We start from the raw sequence: 15,452 nt of genomic DNA, 5'->3' as shown, positions 1-15,452 counted from the left end.
CCGCGGTCCCGCCCCGCTCCCCGGCTTCAGGGGCACCCGGCAAGCGCGGGTGCCCCTGAAGCCGTGTCGGAAGTCCTGCTGGTCACAGTGACTGGGCGGCGGGCTTCACCATGCCTCGGACGGTGCGCGACTTCACGAAGTCGCCCATGGCCGTCATCTCCCACTCGCCGGAGAACTGCCTGATCAGCTTGGCCATCATCACGCCGGTCTGCGGCTCGGCGCCCGTCAGGTCGAAGCGGACCAGTTCCTCGTCGGTGGCGGCGTCGACCAGACGGCAGTAGGCCTTGGCCACTTCGGTGAACTTCTGGCCGGTGAAGGAGTTGACCGTGAAGATCAGACCGCTCACCTCCGCCGGGATTCGGCCCAGGTCGACGACGATCACTTCGTCGTCACCCGCGCCCTCGCCCGTGAGGTTGTCGCCGGAGTGCTTGATCGCGCCGTTCAGGATGGAGAGCTTGCCGAAGTAGCAGCTGTCCAGGTGGTTCCGGTTGGGGCCGTAGGCGATCACCGAGGCGTCGAGGTCGATGTCCTTGCCGCGGAACGCGGGCTCCCAGCCGAGGCCCATCTTGACCTGGGAGAGCAGCGGTCGACCGCCCTTGACCAGGGACACCGTCTGGTTCTTCTGGAGGCTCACCCGGCCCTTGTCGAGGTTGATCTTGCCGGAGGCGGCGGGCGCGGGAGCGGCGGCGGGCGGGGCCGTGGGGGCCGGGGGTGCGGCGACCCGTGGGTCCAGCGGAGGGGTGGTGGGCATCGGGGGTGCGGCGACGGGTGCGGCGGGTGCGGGAGCGGCGGGCTCCTCCTCGACCGAGACACCGAAGTCCGTGGCGATGCCGGCCAGCCCGTTCGCATAGCCCTGGCCGACCGCGCGGGCCTTCCAGGCGCCGTTGCGGAGATAGACCTCGATGACCACGAGCGCCGTTTCGGTGCCCAGCCGGGGCGGGGTGAAGGTGGCGAGCACACTGCCGTTGTCGGCGTTGCGCACGGTCGCGGTGGGCTCGATGCCCTGGAAGGTCTGGCCCGCCGCGTCCGGGCTCGCCGTGACGACGATCTTCTCGATGCCGGCCGGGACCGCTGTGGTGTCCACCACGATCGCGTCCGGTGCGGTGCCGCCGCCGGAGCGGTACGTCACACCGGGGCCGGCGGGCTGGTTGTAGAAGATGAAGTCGTCGTCGGAGCGCACCTTGCCGTCGGCGGTGAGCAGCAGGCCCGAAACGTCGAGCCGCACCGGTGCGGAGACGTCCACTGCCACGCGGGCGGCGGAGAGAGGGATGTTCGAGCCGGGGGTCATAGCGGTCATGCACGGGGTAACGAACGATCGGGCTTTGCCGTTCCCTTACCATCACCGGCCTTCACGCACCCCTCACCGGCGAGCGGTCGGGCAGGCGGTCGGGCGGTCGGGCGGTCGGGCAGGCGGTCGGGCGGTCGGGCAGGCGGTGCCGGTGTGCCCGCCGGTCCGGTCACTACGGCCGGATCGGAGGGCCGGTCGCGGTAGGGCCGGATCACCGGTCCGGTCAGTACGGCCAGATCGGGGGGTTCGTGCAGAAGTGGCCGCCGAGGTGCGCGTGGTCGGGGTTGTCCGGGTCGAGCTCTCCCTGTTCGGCGATGAGCTCGGCCGCGTACGGCTCCGAGTCGTCCCTCGGTTCGTATCCCAGTGAGCGGGCCGTCGTCAGGTCCCACCACAGCCGGGTGTTGTCGGACGAGCCGTGGACGACGGTGTGCCGCACGTCGTCGGCGGTGAGCGCGGCGTGGAAGAGGCGCGCGCCGTCCCCGGGGCTCATCCAGACCGACAGCATTCGCACGGACGTCGGTTTCGGGAAACAGGAGCCGATGCGTACGGAGACGGTTTCCATGCCGTGCCGGTCCCAGTACAACTGGGCGAGGTCCTCGCCGAAGGACTTGGACAGACCGTAGAAGGTGTCGGGGCGGCGCGGCGTGTCGATGGGGATCAGCGGGTCGCCGGGGAGCGGCCGGGGGGTGTAGCCGACGACGTGGTTGGAGGAGGCGGACACGATCCGCTTCACGCCCTCCTCGCGCGCGGCCTCGTAGAGGTTGTACGTCCCCTCGATGTTCGCCCGCAGAATCTTGTCGAACGGGGCTTCCAGGGAGATGCCCGCGAGGTGGATGATCGCGTCGACACCGCGTACGGCCTCGCGGAGCGCCTTCTTGTCACCGAGGTCGGCGGTGATCGCGTCCGGCTCGCCCTCGACGGGGGCGAGGTCGAAGAGACGGAGCTCGTAGCCGTACGCGGGCAGAAGTCCGCGCATCAGGGTGCCGAGACCGCCTGCGGCGCCGGTGAGCAGGACGGTGCGGGGAGCGGGCATGCGCGGATCTCCTCGGTACATAGGCGCACGCGCACGGCCTGCGCGCGCGGCACGGCCCCCGCGGTACCTGCGACCTGTACCCACGGGGCGTCAAATCCATGGACGGCATTCATATGCATGGACAAGCTAAGAAGTGGGGACGTGCCGCGTCAAGGGGCGGGCGCCGCGCGTGGCGGGTGCGCGCGGAGCCGATGGCTCCGTCAGGGGGATCACGTGGTGCGCGCGTTCTCGCCTTGACCTGCGACAGGCGGCTGCCTTAGCGTGTGGGCGTTCATGAGTATGGACACCGATCAGAATTGTGCACGCCTGAATCTTGCTCAGGGAGCGCCCGTGACCTCAGCCCCTCTTGCTGCCCGACTCACCCGTGTCGCCGGGCCGCTCTTCTTCCCCGTCACCGCCTACGGGCCGGACGGCGCCGTTGACGTCGACGTGTTCCGCGCACACGTGCGCGCCGGCATCGACGGCGGTGCGGCGGCCGTCTTCGCCTGCTGCGGCACCGGCGAGTTCCACGCCCTGACGCCGGAGGAGTTCCGTCTCGTCGTCGGCGCCGCCGTCGAGGAGGCCGCCGGAGAGGTGCCCGTCGTCGCGGGAGCCGGATACGGCACGGCACTCGCGATCCAGTACGCGAAGCTCGCCGAGGAAGCGGGCGCGGACGGGCTCCTCGCCATGCCCCCGTATCTCGTCGTCGCCGACCAGGCGGGGCTGCTGGCCCACTACACGGCCCTCGCCGCGGCCACCGGTCTGGAGACGATCGTCTACCAGCGCGACAACGCCGTCTTCACTCCGGAGACCGTCGTCGCGCTGGCCCGAACGCCGGGCATCACGGGCCTCAAGGACGGCTACGGCGATCTCGACCTGATGCAGCGCATCCTCAGCGCCGTCCGCACCGAACTGCCCGGCCGGGAGTTCCTGTACTTCAACGGGCTGCCCACCGCCGAACTCACCGGCCTCGCCTACCGGGGCATCGGCGTCAGGCTCTACTCCTCCGCCGTCTTCGCCTTCGCCCCCGACATCGCGCTCGCCTTCTACCGGGCGCTGGACTCCGGCGACGACGACCTGGCCAACGCGCTGCTCGACCACTTCTACCGGCCGCTGGTGGAACTGCGCGCCAAGGGCCGCGGCTACGCCGTGTCGCTCGTCAAGGCGGCCGTCCGGCTGGGCGGTCTGGACGTCGGTGAGGTCCGCACCCCGCTCAGCGAGCCGCCCGCGGCCCACGTCGAGGAGCTGACCGGGATCATCGCGCGCGGTCGTGAACTGCTGGAGAAGTACGGACAGGAGCGGCGCGGGTGAAGACTTCGGCCTTTCTCTATCCGTGGGACGTCGTCGGCGACCCGGACGCGGCCGCCCGCGTCGCGGACCTGGGCGTCCAGCAGGTGACGCTCGCCGCGGCCTACCACTCCACCCGGGCGCTGACCCCGCGTCACCCCGGCCGCCGCATCGTCACCGCCGAACACGCCGCGGTGCTCTACCCGCCGGACGCCGCCCGGTGGGCGGGACGCGAACTGCGCCCGTACGCACAGTCCTGGGTGGCCTCGGACGACCCGTACGCCGAAGCCGCACAGGCCCTCGCCGACGCCGGTCTCGACGTGCACACGTGGGTGGTCCTCGCACACAATTCCCGGCTGGGTGCCGAGCACCCGGACATCTGCGTGGTCAACGCGTACGGCGACCGCTATCCCTGGGCGCCCTGCATCGCGCGGCCCGCGGTCCGCGCGTATCTGGTGGACCTGGCGGCGGAGGCGGCGGTGCGGGACGGTGCGCGCGGCACCGAGCTGGAGTCCTGCGGCTGGTACGGCTTCGCGCATCTGCACGCACACGACAAGACCGCAGGTGTCGGTCTCGGGGACGCGGCGCAGTATCTGATGTCGCTCTGCTTCTGCCCCGACTGCCGTACCGGATACGGCGAACACGGCGTGGACGCGGACGCGCTGGGCCGGGCCGTGCGCGCGGCCCTGGAGCCGGTCTGGGCGGGGTCCGGCTCCCCGGAGGCCGGCTGGTCCGGCGTCGAGAGGCTGCTCGGCGCCGAACTCGCCGCCGCCACGCTGGAGTTCCGCGGTCAGGTCGCCCGTACCCTCCAGGAGTCCGCGGTCGCCGCTGTGCGGGCGGCGGCCGCGGAGGGCTTCCAGGTGCTGCTGCACGCCGATCCCGCCCCGTACCGCTCCGGTGCGAACGTGGGAGTCGACCCGCGGCACATCCTCTCCGTGGCCGACGGCGTGGTGCTGCCCTGCACCGGCGGCGACGCGGCGCGCGAGACGGTCCTCCGGCCGTTCGCCGGCCGCTCCGACCGCGTGGTCGCCGCCAACTTCACCGTGGTCGGGGGCATGGGCGGCAGCCCCGCCACCCTGGAGCGCGACGCGGCGCACGCGGCATCGCTCGGCGCGAACCAACTGCGCCTCTACCACGCCGGGCTGGCCTCCGGCCCGGACCTCGGAGCCGTCGCCGGAGCGCTGTCACGCCTCGGTCGATGAGGGACGCGGGCCGGTGGGGGCGCCCGTCAGCCTTCCCCACCGGCCCGCCACCAGCAGGATCGCGGGCAGCAGTGCCGCCGCGGCTGCCACCGGCAGCAGCACGCGGACGTCCACCAGCGCGATCAACCCGGCGCCCAGCGCCAGTGCCACCGCGTTCGGGGCCATCATCAGTGTGTGGGCGGTCGCGGCGGTACGGCCCAGCACGGCGCCCGGAGTCTCCCGCTGCACCGCCGTCATCGCGGCGATCAGCACACACGGCAGTCCGAGCCCGACGGCCGCGCTCGCCATCAGCGCCACCGTGTCGTAGGGCAGCGCCCGCGCCCCCACCGCCACCGCGAAGAGAGCGATCCCGGCCGCCGTGAACACCCGCTCCGGCAGCCTGCGCAGCAGCGGCCCGGACAGCAGCCCGACGGCGACGGAGCCGGCCCCCTGTGCCGCGTACAGCACACCCGCGTACGCGGGGGAGCGGCCCAGAACGTCGTCGACGACGGCCTGGACCGCGGCTCCGTTGAGCCCCGCGCACAGCATCGTCACCGAGCCCGCCAGCACGAGCGGCCGCAGCGCGGGCGACCACCACAACTGCCTTATGCCCGCCGCGAGTTCACCCCGCCACCTGGACGGAGCGGTTCCGGACACATCGCTCCCGGAGCGATCCGTCCCGGGCCGATCCCTCCCCGGAGCCCGCACCGGCAGCAGCGCGTAGATTCCCGCCGCCAGTACGAACGACGCCGCGTCCAGCAGTGCCACCGCGCCGCCCCCGTACCGCGCGTACAGCCCGGCTCCGGCCAGCGGCGCCAGCAGCTTCATGCCCTCGCCCGCCACCGTCCGCAGCCCGTTGAAGTCACCCAGCAGCCGGGCGTCCACGGCCCCGCCGACCAGCGCCGACTCGGCCGCGTCCATCAGGACGGAACTCGCTCCGTACAGCACGAGCACGGTGAAGAGGATCCAGATCCGCCCCGCCGAATCGACCGCGAGCAGCGCGGCCAGGAGTGCCGCCATCACGAGATTCGACCGGACGAGAAGCGGCTTGCTGCGGAACCGGTCGGCCAGTGCCCCGAGCGCGGGCCCGATCAGCACCGGCAGCCACATGGCGAACACGGCAAGCGCCGCCAGACTGTCCGACCCGGTGAGCCACTTGACCCAGACCCCGGCGACGAGCCACATCGCGGACGTCCCGAAACCGGAGGCGACGACCGCCGTCAGAAGCAGCCCCGCCGTGCGGTCGCGCACCACCCGTACCGTCGCCGACCCCGACCCCGACCCCGATCCCGACCTCGACCCCGATCCCGACCTCGACCCCGATCCCGACCTCGACCCCGATCCCGACCTCGACCCCGATCCCGACCTCGACCCCGATCCCGACCCCGCCACCGCACCCGCCGCCCTCCTGATCCGTGCCTTCGTCACCGGGTCAGGCTGCTGGGTAAGGAGGCCGGGCGGCATCGGGCGGTCGCCCTACTCCCCTCCGGCCGCAACCGCCCGTCCCGCACCGGGTGTACGGCGCATGCCGGATGTCGGTGAAGTTCTTTTGACAGAAGCGTTGACGAAACATTCCGCTCCGCTCTAGCTTCATCGCGTCATACTTCGTACGTCATATATGAGACGCGATACGCGAGATGTGAGAGCCCTTCACCCATGACCTTTGCGACGCCCACCCCGATTCCGTCCCGCACCCAGTACGTGCTGGAGGCGATCAAGCACGCGATCCTCACCGCGCGGCTGAAACCAGGGCAGGCGCTCGTCGAGACGGAGCTCGCCGCGCAGTTCGGGGTCTCCAAGACACCGGTGCGCGAGGCGCTCAAGACCCTGGCCGGCACCGGTCTCGTCGTCATGAGCCAGTACAAGGGTGTCACCGTGCGGCTGGTCGACGCGGCCATGGCGCGGGAGGTGTACGACGTGCGCCTGCTCCTCGAACCGGAGGCGCTGCGACGCTCCATCACCCGCAGCGCCTCGCTCGACGCCGCCCAGGAGGCCCTGGAGCGGGCCGACTCGGCCGGTGACAAGGCGGACAGGTCGCTCGCCAACCGGGACTTCCACCGGGCGCTCTACCTGCCCTGCGGCAATCCGCTGCTGGCCCGCATGCTCGACGAGGTCCGCGACCAGGCCGCACTGGTGTCGACCGTGGCCTGGGCGACCATCCCGTCCTGGGAGCGGGAGGCCGCCGAGCACCGGGAGATCCTGCGGCTCGCACTCGGCGCCGACGCGGACGCCGCGGCCCGGGCCCTCCACGAGCACATCGCGTCGTTCGTCAGCCGTGCGTTCCCCGAGGAAGCGGAGACCGAGGGGGATCGGGCATGAACCACCAGCACACCGACGAAAGGCCTGTCCGCATGGACTTCCTCCCGCTGAAGGCGGCCCTCGCAGATGTCGTGGCGATCCCGGTGACCCCGTTCGCCGCGGACGGCACCATCGACACGGCGACCCACCGCGGACTGCTGCGGCGGCTCCTCGACGGCGGTGTACGCATCCTCACGCCGAACGGCAACACCGGTGAGTTCTACGCGCTCACCCCCGAGGAGCGGCGCACCGTCACCGAGGCGACGATCGACGAGACCGGTGGCCGCGCCACCGTCCTGGCCGGTGTCGGGCACGACGTGCCCACCGCGGTCGCCGCCGCCGAGCACGCGCGCGACGCCGGTGCCGAGATGGTGATGGTGCACCAGCCCGTCCACCCGTACGTCTCGCAGGACGGCTGGGTCGACTACCACCGGGCCATCGCCGAGGCCGTCCCCGGTCTCGGCGTCGTCCCCTACATCCGCAACCCGCAGCTCGACGGCGCACGCCTGGCCGCACTCGCCGACAGCTGCCCCAACGTCATCGGCGTGAAGTACGCCGTACCGGACGCCGCGCGCTTCGCCGCCTTCGCCCGCGACGCCGGCCTGGACCGCTTCGTCTGGATCGCCGGCCTCGCCGAGCTGTACGCCCCCGCCTACTTCTCCGCCGGTGCCACCGGCTTCACCTCCGGGCTCGTCAACGTCGCCCCCGGCGTCTCGCTCGCGATGCTGGAGGCGCTGCGGGCCGGCGACCACCCGGCCGCGATGAAGGTCTGGGAGCGGATCCGCCGCTTCGAGGAACTCCGGGCCGACCAGCAGTCCGCCAACAACGTGACGGTCGTCAAGGAGGCCCTCGCCTCGCTGGGGCTCTGCCGCCGGGACGTCCGCCCGCCCAGCCGGGTGCTGCCCGAGGCGCAGCGCGCCGAGGTCGCCGCCGAGGTCGCCGGGTGGTCGATATGACGTCCCGGGACGGCAGGATCGGCCCCGAGGAGCTGCGCAGTCACCAGTGGTACGGGACGGACGGGCTGCGCTCCTTCAGCCACCGGGCCCGCACGAGGCAGCTCGGCTACCTCCCCGAGGAGCACCTCGGCAAGCCCGTCATCGCGATCCTCAACACCTGGTCCGACATCAACCCCTGCCACGTCCACCTGCGCGACCGCGCGCAGGCCGTCAAGCGGGGCGTCTGGCAGGCAGGCGGCTTCCCGCTCGAATTCCCGGTCTCCACACTGTCGGAGACGTTCCAGAAGCCGACCCCGATGCTCTACCGCAACATGCTGGCGATGGAGACGGAGGAGCTGCTGCGCTCCTACCCGGTCGACGGGGCCGTGCTGATGGGCGGCTGCGACAAGTCCACACCCGCGCTGCTCATGGGCGCCGCCTCCGTCGACCTGCCGGCCGTCTTCGTGCCGGCCGGGCCGATGCTGCCGGGACACTGGCGCAACGAAGTCCTCGGCTCCGGCACCGACATGTGGAAGTACTGGGACGACAAGCGGGCCGGACTCATCGGCGACTGCGAGATGGACGAGCTGGAGAACGGGCTGGCGCGCTCACCGGGCCACTGCATGACGATGGGCACCGCGTCGACCCTGACAGCCGCCGCCGAAGCGCTCGGTGTCACCGTGCCGGGCGCCTCCTCCATCCCGGCCGTCGACTCCGGACACGACCGGATGGCCGCCCGGTCCGGACTCAGGATCGTCGAACTCGTGTGGCAGCAGCGGAAGTTGTCACACATCCTCACGGAGGAGGCGTACGAGGACGCCGTCGCCACCGTGCTCGCGCTCGGCGGCTCCACCAACGCCGTCATCCACCTGATCGCCATGGCGGGCCGCTCCGGGATCACGCTCACGCTCGACGACTTCGACCGGGTCGCCCGGACCGTGCCCGTCCTCGCCAACCTCCGTCCGGGCGGCCAGTACCTGATGGAGGACTTCCACTTCGCCGGCGGGCTGCCCGGGTTCCTGGCCCGGCTGACCGACGTACTCCATCTGGACCGGCCCACCGTCGCGCACGACACCCTGCGCGAACAGCTCGACGGGGCGCTCGTGCACAACAGCGAGGTCATCCGGGAACGCGACAACCCCCTGGCGGACGAGGGCGGCGTCGCCGTGCTGCGCGGCAACCTCTGTCCGGACGGCGCGGTCATCAAGCACATCGCCGCCGAGCCCCACCTGCTGCGCCACACCGGCCCCGCGGTCGTCTTCGACGACTACAAGGAGATGCAGCGCACCATCAACGACCCCGCTCTGACACTCACTCCGGACCATGTGCTGGTCCTGCGCAACGCAGGGCCCAAGGGCGGCCCCGGGATGCCCGAGTACGGCATGCTGCCGATCCCCGACTACCTGCTGAAGCAGGGGGTGCGGGACATGGTGCGGATCTCCGACGCCCGGATGAGCGGCACCAGTTACGGCGCGTGCGTGCTGCACGTGGCGCCCGAGTCGTACGTCGGCGGACCGCTCGCCCTCGTCCGCACCGGTGACCTGATCACCCTGGACGTCGAGGAGCGCTCGCTCCATCTCGATGTGACGGACGAGGAGTTGACGCGGCGCAGGGCCGCGTGGACACCCCCGCCCACCCGGTACGGACGCGGTTACGGGGCGCTGTACCACGACCAGATCACCCAGGCCGACACCGGCTGTGACTTCGCCTTCCTGTCCCGGCAGGGAGACGTGCCCGACCCCTACGCCGGCTGAACGACACCCCCGCGCCGGCAGAACGCCCCCGGGCCGGCTCGACGCTCCCCCCGCGCCGCCCGATCGACTCGTACGCCGCCCGATCGACCCGTACGCCGACCGAACGACCCGTACGCCGACCGAACCTCCCCCCGAGCCGCTTGTTCGAGATCTCGAACATCGTGCGGCAAGCGCTTGCGCCCCCGCATCACCCAGCACTTGAGAGAGAACGGAGACGTGTCATGGCCCAAGCCGCAGCTGTGGCCACACCGCCCAAGGTGCCCCGGCGCCGCTCCGCGAGCCCCCGCCGACTGCCGTATCTGCTGATCGCCCCCGCGGCTCTGCTGATGCTGGGCTTCATCGCCTACCCGGTGATCAGCGTCTTCTACTACAGCCTGCAGAACTACAACGTCACCAAGCCGTGGCGGAACGGCTTCGCCGGCTTCGACAACTTCACCCGGATCTTCACCGAGGACGACCAGTTCTGGACGACGCTCGTCTTCAGCGGCCAGTGGGTCGTCACCCAGGTCGCGCTCCAGCTCACCCTCGGCCTGGCGCTCGCCCTGATCGTCAACCAGACCTTCATCGGACGCGGCATCTCCCGCGCCATGGTCTTCTCGCCGTGGGCCGTCTCCGGTGTGCTGACCAGCACCATCTGGATCCTGCTCTACAACTCCTCGACAGGGTTCAGCCGTTACCTCGCGGACGCCGGAATCGGCGAATACGGCACCTCGGTGCTCTCCGACACCGGCACCGTGTTCTGGGCCGCGACCGTCGCCGAACTCTGGCGCGGTGTCCCCTTCTTCGCCATCCTCATCCTCGCCGACCTCCAGTCGGTCTCCAAGGAGCTGTACGAGGCCGCGTCGGTCGACGGCGCCGGGCGCATGCGCCAGTTCTTCCACATCACGCTGCCGCACCTGCGGGACGCGATCATCCTCGCCACACTGCTGCGCGGCGTCTGGGAGTTCAACAACGTCGACCTGCTCTACACCCTCACCGGCGGCGGGCCGGCCGGCGAGACCACCACGCTGCCGCTCTATGTCGCCAACACCGGCATCGAGGGCCACGACTTCGGCTACGCCTCCGCGCTCACCACCGTCGCGTTCGTGATCCTCCTGTTCTGCTCGATCGTCTATCTGCGCCTGAGCAAGTTCGGAGGCGACCACAAATGACTGCCGCACTGGCCGAGAAGCACATCGGCACCGCCGAGGAGCCCGTACGCACCAGCCCGTCGCCCACCGCGCACCGCGGCCGAAAGCGCGAGCGTGCCTACGACGACGTACCGCGCTGGCAGATCTACGTACCGCTGGGCGTCTACCTGCTCTTCACCCTCATCCCGTTCTACTGGATGCTGCTCTTCGCCGTGCGGCCCGCGGGCTCCACCTCGCTCGTGCCGTGGCCGATGACCGGGGAGCACTTCTCCAAGGTCTGGACCGAGCGCAGCTTCGCGGTCTTCTTCCAGAACAGCATGATCGTCGGCGTCTGCACCCTGATCGCCACGACGCTCGTCGCCCTGGCCGGCGGGTACGCCCTCGCCCGCTTCGAGTTCAAGATCAAGGGCGCCTTCATGCTGGCGCTGCTCTGCTCGCAGTTCATCCCCGGCGCGCTGATGCTGGTACCGCTCTTCGAGATCTTCAAGAACCTCCAGATGATCAACTCGCTGGGCAGCGTCGTCATCGCCGAGACGGTCTTCCAACTGCCGCTCTCGATCATCCTGATCAGCGGATTCATCAAGAACGTGCCCGCCTCCCTGGAGGAGGCCGCCTGGGTGGACGGCTGCTCGCGCTTCCGGGCCTTCTGCGCCGTGGTGCTGCCGCTGCTGCGGCCCGGACTCATCGCCGTCGGCTCCTTCGCCTTCGTGCACAGCTGGAACCACTTCCTGTTCGCCGTGATGTTCCTCAGCCGGCAGGACAGGCAGACGATCCCGGTCGGCCTGAACACCCTCATCGGCGCGGACAGCGTCGACCTGGGCGCGCTCGCCGCGGGCGGTGTGATCGCCGCGGTGCCCGTGGTGATCGTCTTCGCCTTCATCCAGAAATGGCTGATCACCGGCTTCAGCGCCGGCGCGGTGAAGGGCTGATGACCGTGCAGCGCCGAGCCGTCCGCACCCCGCACGACCGGTCGAGAAGGACCCCCCGATGACCACGCCACCCACCCCCCTCCCGATCGTCCTCGCGGGCGCCCGCGGGCACGGCCGATGGCACCTCGCCAACATCCGCCGCCTTCAGCACCAGGGCCTCGTCCGGCTGGCCGGAATCTGCGAACTCGACCCGCTCGACGCCGGCGAACTGTCCGCCTTCGCCGGTGAGATGCCCGAGCAGTCACCCGACTTCGGTGCGCTGCTCGACTCCACCGGGGCCCGCGCCGCGGTCATCTGCACCCCCATCCAGACGCATGCCGAACTGGCACTGACCGCCGCCGCCCGCTCCGTCCACCTCCTGCTGGAGAAACCGCCCGCGGCGACGTACGCCGACTTCGTCCGCATGACCGACGGCATCCGGGCGGCCGGCGTCGCCTGCCAGATCGGCTTCCAGTCCTTCGGCTCCCACGCCGTGCCCGCCGTCCGGGAACTCGTACGCTCCGGCGCCATCGGCACCCTCCGGGGCATCGGCGCCGCGGGCGCCTGGGTCCGCGACGAGGCGTACTACCGGCGGGCGCCCTGGGCCGGCCGGCGCCGGATCGGCACGGTCGACGTCGTGGACGGAGTTCTGACCAACCCCCTCGCCCACGCCGTCGCCACCGCGCTCGAACTCGCCGACCGCGGACGGGCCGAGGACATCGCGTCCATCGAGACCGAGCTGTACCGCGCCCACGACATCGAGGCCGACGACACCTCGTGCCTCCGCATCACCACCGCGGACGGGCTGCCCGTGACCGCCGCCGTCACCCTCTGCGCCGAACAGGCCGGGGAACCGTACGTGATCGTCCACGGCGACCGGGGCCGGATCACCTTCTGGTACAAGCAGGACCGGGTGCTCGTGCAGCGCGCCGGACACGGACCGGAGGAGACCGTGCACGGACGCACCGACCTCCTGCACAACCTCGTCGACCACCTCGCCGGGCGCGCCGACCTCCTCGTGCCACCGGAGCGCACCGGCGCGTTCATGCGGATCGTCGAAACCGTACGGACCGCCCCGGAGCCCGCGGCCCTGCCGGCCGACGCCTGGTACACCGAACCCGCGACGGCGTCCACCGGAGCCCGCCGGGTGGTGCGCGGCATCGACGCCGCGGTCGCCGCGGGCGCCGACACCCTCACGCTCTTCTCCGAACTCGGCGTCCCCTGGGCGCAACCCAGCGAGGTGAGTATCCCGTGACCAGCGCACTCCTCAGCTGCGCCGGACGCCCCGTGGCCCGGTACACCTGCCGGCCCGTGCCCGACAGCCGCCCCTACCTCCACCCGGTCACCACGCTCGGGGGCGTCCCCGTCACCGAGGAGAGCCCGGCCGACCACCTCCACCACCTCGGCGCCTCGGTCGCCGTCCCGGACGTGGCCGGGCACAACTTCTGGGGCGGACGCACCTTCGTCCGCGACCAGGGCCCCACCGCACTCGACAACCACGGGGCCCAGCGCCACGTCGGCTGGAAGCTCCGCGACCCCGACGGGTTCGTCCAGGAGCTGAGCTGGGAGGCGCACGGCACGGAGCTGCTGCGCGAGCACCGCACCGTCGCCACCGTCGAACTCTCCTCCACCGCATGGGCGCTGGACCTCTCCTTCTCGCTCACCAACCCCAACGCCACCGATCTCTCGATCGGCAGCCCCGCGACCAACGGCCGTCCCGGCGCCGGCTACGGCGGCTTCTTCTGGCGCGCCCCGAAGGAGGCGTCCGCCCCCGCCGTGTTCAGCGGATACGAGGACGGTGAGGAGGCCGTGCACGGCCGGGCCGCCGACTGGCTGGCCATGACCGGCGACGGCTGGACCCTGGTCTTCGCCGGGGCGACCGAGGCGACCCGGAGCGACCCGTGGTTCGTCCGGACCACCCAGTACCCGGGCGTCGGCTCCTCGCTCGCCGCCGCGCAGCGGCTGCCGGTCCCGGCGGGTGCCACCGTCGTACGACGGGTCGTGACCGTCGTCGCGGACGGCCGGCTCGACCGCGCGACGGCGGCGGCGTACGTACGCCGGGCGGTGACCGCGTGAGCCGCCCCTGGACCGCGGACCTGGGCGACGGCACGTACCGCAACCCGGTCCTGAACGCCGACTGGTCCGATCCGGACGTCGTGCGCGTCGGCGACGACTACTACCTCACCGCCTCCAGCTTCGGCAGGGTTCCCGGACTGCCGCTGCTGCACTCCCGCGACCTGGTCAACTGGACCCTCGTCGGCCATGCCCTGGACCGCCTGGAACCGGCCGCCGACTTCGCCGTGCCCCGTCACGACTGCGGGGTGTGGGCACCGTCCATCCGGTACCACGGCGGCCGGTTCTGGATCTTCTGGGGCGATCCCGACCACGGCATCCAGCAGGTCAACGCCGAGTCGGTGCGCGGTCCGTGGACCGCTCCGCACCTGGTCAAGGCGGGGAAGGGGCTCATCGACGCCTGCCCCCTGTGGGACGAGGAGACCGGCGAGGCGTATCTCGTGCACGCCTGGGCCAAGTCCCGCTCCGGCATCAAGAACCGGCTCACCGGCCACCGGATGAGCCCCGACGGCAGGGAACTCCTCGACGAGGGCACGACTCTGATCGACGCCGACCGGATCCCCGGCTGGTTCACCCTCGAAGGCCCCAAGCTCTACCGGCACGACGGCGAGTTCTGGATCCTCGCCCCGGCCGGCGGAGTGGCGACCGGCTGGCAGGGCGCCTTCCGCTCGCGCGACTTCTTCGGACCCTACGAGGAACGCGTCGTCCTCGCCCAGGGCGGCACCGCGGTCAACGGACCGCACCAGGGCGGCTGGGTCCGCACCCCGGCGGGCGAGGACTGGTTCCTCCACTTCCAGGAGCGCGGGGCGTACGGACGCGTGGTGCACCTCCAGCCGATGCGCTGGACCGAGGACGGCTGGCCGGTCCTCGGCGACGAGGGCGAACCGGTCCTCGCGCACCCCAAGCCGGCCGCACCCGCCCAGCCCGTCGAAGCCCCCGCCGTCGACGACGACTTCCCGGGCGGCCGGTACGGCAGACAGTGGCAGTGGACGGCGAACCCGAGGCCAGGCCGGACGGTCGAGCACTCCGGGGACGGGCTGCGTCTGGCCTGCGTACGGACCGCGTACGCGCACGATCTGCGGGCCCTGCCCCATGTCCTCGTGCAGCGGCTGCCCGCTGAGACGTTCACGGCCGAGGTCGCGGTGGCGCTCGGCAGCGAGGAACCGGGGGCGAAGGCCGGGTTCGCCGTGCTGGGGGACGCGTTCGGCTGGATCGGCCTCGAACGGGACGAGGACGGCGGGGTGCGCCTCGTGCACCGGTACGCCGAGACGGTCGCGGAACACGAACGGGACGCCGCGCACAGCCGTCCGGCCCCCGAGGGGCGGGCCCGGCTGCGGATCGAGGTCACGCCGGGTGCCCGCTGCCGGTTCTCCGCGGACACCGGTGACGGGAACGGATTCGTGCCCTCGGGCCTGCCGTTCGCCGCGACTCCCTGGCGCTGGGTGGGCGCCCTGCTCGGCCTCTTCGCCACCGCGCCGACCGGGACGGGGCCGGCCGGGACAGCCGACTTCACCCGCTTCCGCGCCACCGCCTGACCGCCCGGGACCGGTCCGACACATCCGCCTGATCCGTCTGATTCGCACGTA

At 71.6% G+C, this 15,452-nt stretch carries 14 protein-coding genes; 11 read left to right on the top strand and 3 right to left on the bottom strand.

All coding sequences use genetic code 11. The features are described 5' to 3' along the window. Window positions 1-82 precede the first annotated feature (82 nt). Both ACFVUT_RS08575 and ACFVUT_RS08570 read right to left on the bottom strand, forming a co-directional pair. Window positions 83-1,297 carry a TerD family protein gene (locus ACFVUT_RS08575; RefSeq protein WP_389646475.1) on the bottom strand — a complete coding sequence of 405 codons (1,215 nt, stop codon included), beginning with the start codon at window positions 1,295-1,297 and terminating at the stop codon, window positions 83-85. A gap of 214 nt (window positions 1,298-1,511) precedes the next feature. After that, on the bottom strand, window positions 1,512-2,321 hold the full coding sequence (locus ACFVUT_RS08570; RefSeq protein WP_389646478.1) for an NAD-dependent epimerase/dehydratase family protein: 810 nt from the start codon (window positions 2,319-2,321) through the stop codon (window positions 1,512-1,514). Window positions 2,322-2,651: 330 nt separating this feature from the next. Between ACFVUT_RS08570 and ACFVUT_RS08565 the strand changes: the two genes are divergently transcribed. Both ACFVUT_RS08565 and ACFVUT_RS08560 read left to right on the top strand, forming a co-directional pair. Further along, a complete protein-coding gene (locus ACFVUT_RS08565) occupies window positions 2,652-3,611 on the top strand; it encodes a 5-dehydro-4-deoxyglucarate dehydratase (RefSeq protein WP_389646481.1) in 960 nt (319 codons plus the stop codon). After that, on the top strand, window positions 3,608-4,789 hold the full coding sequence (locus ACFVUT_RS08560) for a hypothetical protein (RefSeq protein ID WP_389646483.1): 1,182 nt from the start codon (window positions 3,608-3,610) through the stop codon (window positions 4,787-4,789). The genes ACFVUT_RS08565 and ACFVUT_RS08560 overlap by 4 nt, the downstream gene beginning before the upstream one ends. Here ACFVUT_RS08560 and ACFVUT_RS08555 read toward each other — a convergent pair. Beyond that, window positions 4,772-6,019 (bottom strand): MFS transporter, encoded by a 1,248-nt coding sequence (locus tag ACFVUT_RS08555; RefSeq protein ID WP_389646486.1) that lies wholly within the window; start codon window positions 6,017-6,019, stop codon window positions 4,772-4,774. The genes ACFVUT_RS08560 and ACFVUT_RS08555 overlap by 18 nt on opposite strands. Here ACFVUT_RS08555 and ACFVUT_RS08550 point away from each other — a divergent pair. From ACFVUT_RS08550 to ACFVUT_RS08510, 9 genes are all read left to right on the top strand, one after another. After that, a complete protein-coding gene (locus tag ACFVUT_RS08550) occupies window positions 6,006-6,356 on the top strand; it encodes a hypothetical protein (protein ID WP_389646488.1) in 351 nt (116 codons plus the stop codon). The two genes, ACFVUT_RS08555 and ACFVUT_RS08550, sit on opposite strands and share 14 nt — an antisense overlap. A gap of 68 nt (window positions 6,357-6,424) precedes the next feature. Continuing rightward, complete coding sequence (locus ACFVUT_RS08545; RefSeq protein ID WP_389646491.1) at window positions 6,425-7,087, top strand: GntR family transcriptional regulator; 663 nt, start codon at window positions 6,425-6,427, stop codon at window positions 7,085-7,087. Between the two features lie 32 nt (window positions 7,088-7,119). Then, a complete protein-coding gene (locus ACFVUT_RS08540; protein ID WP_389646864.1) occupies window positions 7,120-8,022 on the top strand; it encodes a dihydrodipicolinate synthase family protein in 903 nt (300 codons plus the stop codon). Then, window positions 8,019-9,755 carry an L-arabinonate dehydratase gene (gene araD / locus ACFVUT_RS08535; protein ID WP_389646494.1) on the top strand — a complete coding sequence of 579 codons (1,737 nt, stop codon included), beginning with the start codon at window positions 8,019-8,021 and terminating at the stop codon, window positions 9,753-9,755. The genes ACFVUT_RS08540 and araD overlap by 4 nt, the downstream gene beginning before the upstream one ends. Window positions 9,756-9,976: 221 nt before the next feature. Continuing rightward, the gene (locus ACFVUT_RS08530; RefSeq protein ID WP_389646497.1) at window positions 9,977-10,906 is read left to right on the top strand and encodes a carbohydrate ABC transporter permease; all 930 of its coding nucleotides are present in this window, start codon (window positions 9,977-9,979) and stop codon (window positions 10,904-10,906) included. Continuing rightward, entirely contained in the window at window positions 10,903-11,814 is a 912-nt protein-coding gene (locus ACFVUT_RS08525; RefSeq protein WP_389646499.1) for a carbohydrate ABC transporter permease, read from the top strand. The genes ACFVUT_RS08530 and ACFVUT_RS08525 overlap by 4 nt, the downstream gene beginning before the upstream one ends. Window positions 11,815-11,872: 58 nt before the next feature. Continuing rightward, window positions 11,873-13,048, top strand: coding sequence for a Gfo/Idh/MocA family protein (locus ACFVUT_RS08520; RefSeq protein ID WP_389646501.1), 1,176 nt, complete (start codon window positions 11,873-11,875; stop codon window positions 13,046-13,048). Continuing rightward, entirely contained in the window at window positions 13,045-13,869 is an 825-nt protein-coding gene (locus tag ACFVUT_RS08515) for a PmoA family protein (protein ID WP_389646503.1), read from the top strand. Before ACFVUT_RS08520 ends, ACFVUT_RS08515 begins: the two co-directional genes overlap by 4 nt. Next, window positions 13,866-15,401 (top strand): glycoside hydrolase 43 family protein, encoded by a 1,536-nt coding sequence (locus ACFVUT_RS08510; RefSeq protein WP_389646505.1) that lies wholly within the window; start codon window positions 13,866-13,868, stop codon window positions 15,399-15,401. Before ACFVUT_RS08515 ends, ACFVUT_RS08510 begins: the two co-directional genes overlap by 4 nt. Window positions 15,402-15,452: the final 51 nt, after the last annotated feature.

The organism is Streptomyces sp. NPDC058051 (assembly GCF_042885475.1).
In the GTDB taxonomy this organism is placed as follows: Bacteria; Actinomycetota; Actinomycetes; order Streptomycetales; family Streptomycetaceae; genus Streptomyces.
This window is presented reverse-complemented; position numbering and strand designations above follow the sequence as displayed.

Excerpts from the sequence above, each read along its gene's own strand:
- ACFVUT_RS08575 (WP_389646475.1), bottom strand. The coding sequence starts at position 1,297 with ATGACCGCTATGACCCCCGGCTCGAACATCCCTCTCTCCGCCGCCCGC.
- ACFVUT_RS08570 (WP_389646478.1), bottom strand. The coding sequence starts at position 2,321 with ATGCCCGCTCCCCGCACCGTCCTGCTCACCGGCGCCGCAGGCGGTCTC.
- ACFVUT_RS08545 (WP_389646491.1), top strand. The coding sequence starts at position 6,425 with ATGACCTTTGCGACGCCCACCCCGATTCCGTCCCGCACCCAGTACGTG.
- ACFVUT_RS08540 (WP_389646864.1), top strand. The coding sequence starts at position 7,120 with ATGGACTTCCTCCCGCTGAAGGCGGCCCTCGCAGATGTCGTGGCGATC.
- araD (WP_389646494.1), top strand. The coding sequence starts at position 8,019 with ATGACGTCCCGGGACGGCAGGATCGGCCCCGAGGAGCTGCGCAGTCAC.
- ACFVUT_RS08530 (WP_389646497.1), top strand. The coding sequence starts at position 9,977 with ATGGCCCAAGCCGCAGCTGTGGCCACACCGCCCAAGGTGCCCCGGCGC.
- ACFVUT_RS08525 (WP_389646499.1), top strand. The coding sequence starts at position 10,903 with ATGACTGCCGCACTGGCCGAGAAGCACATCGGCACCGCCGAGGAGCCC.
- ACFVUT_RS08520 (WP_389646501.1), top strand. The coding sequence starts at position 11,873 with ATGACCACGCCACCCACCCCCCTCCCGATCGTCCTCGCGGGCGCCCGC.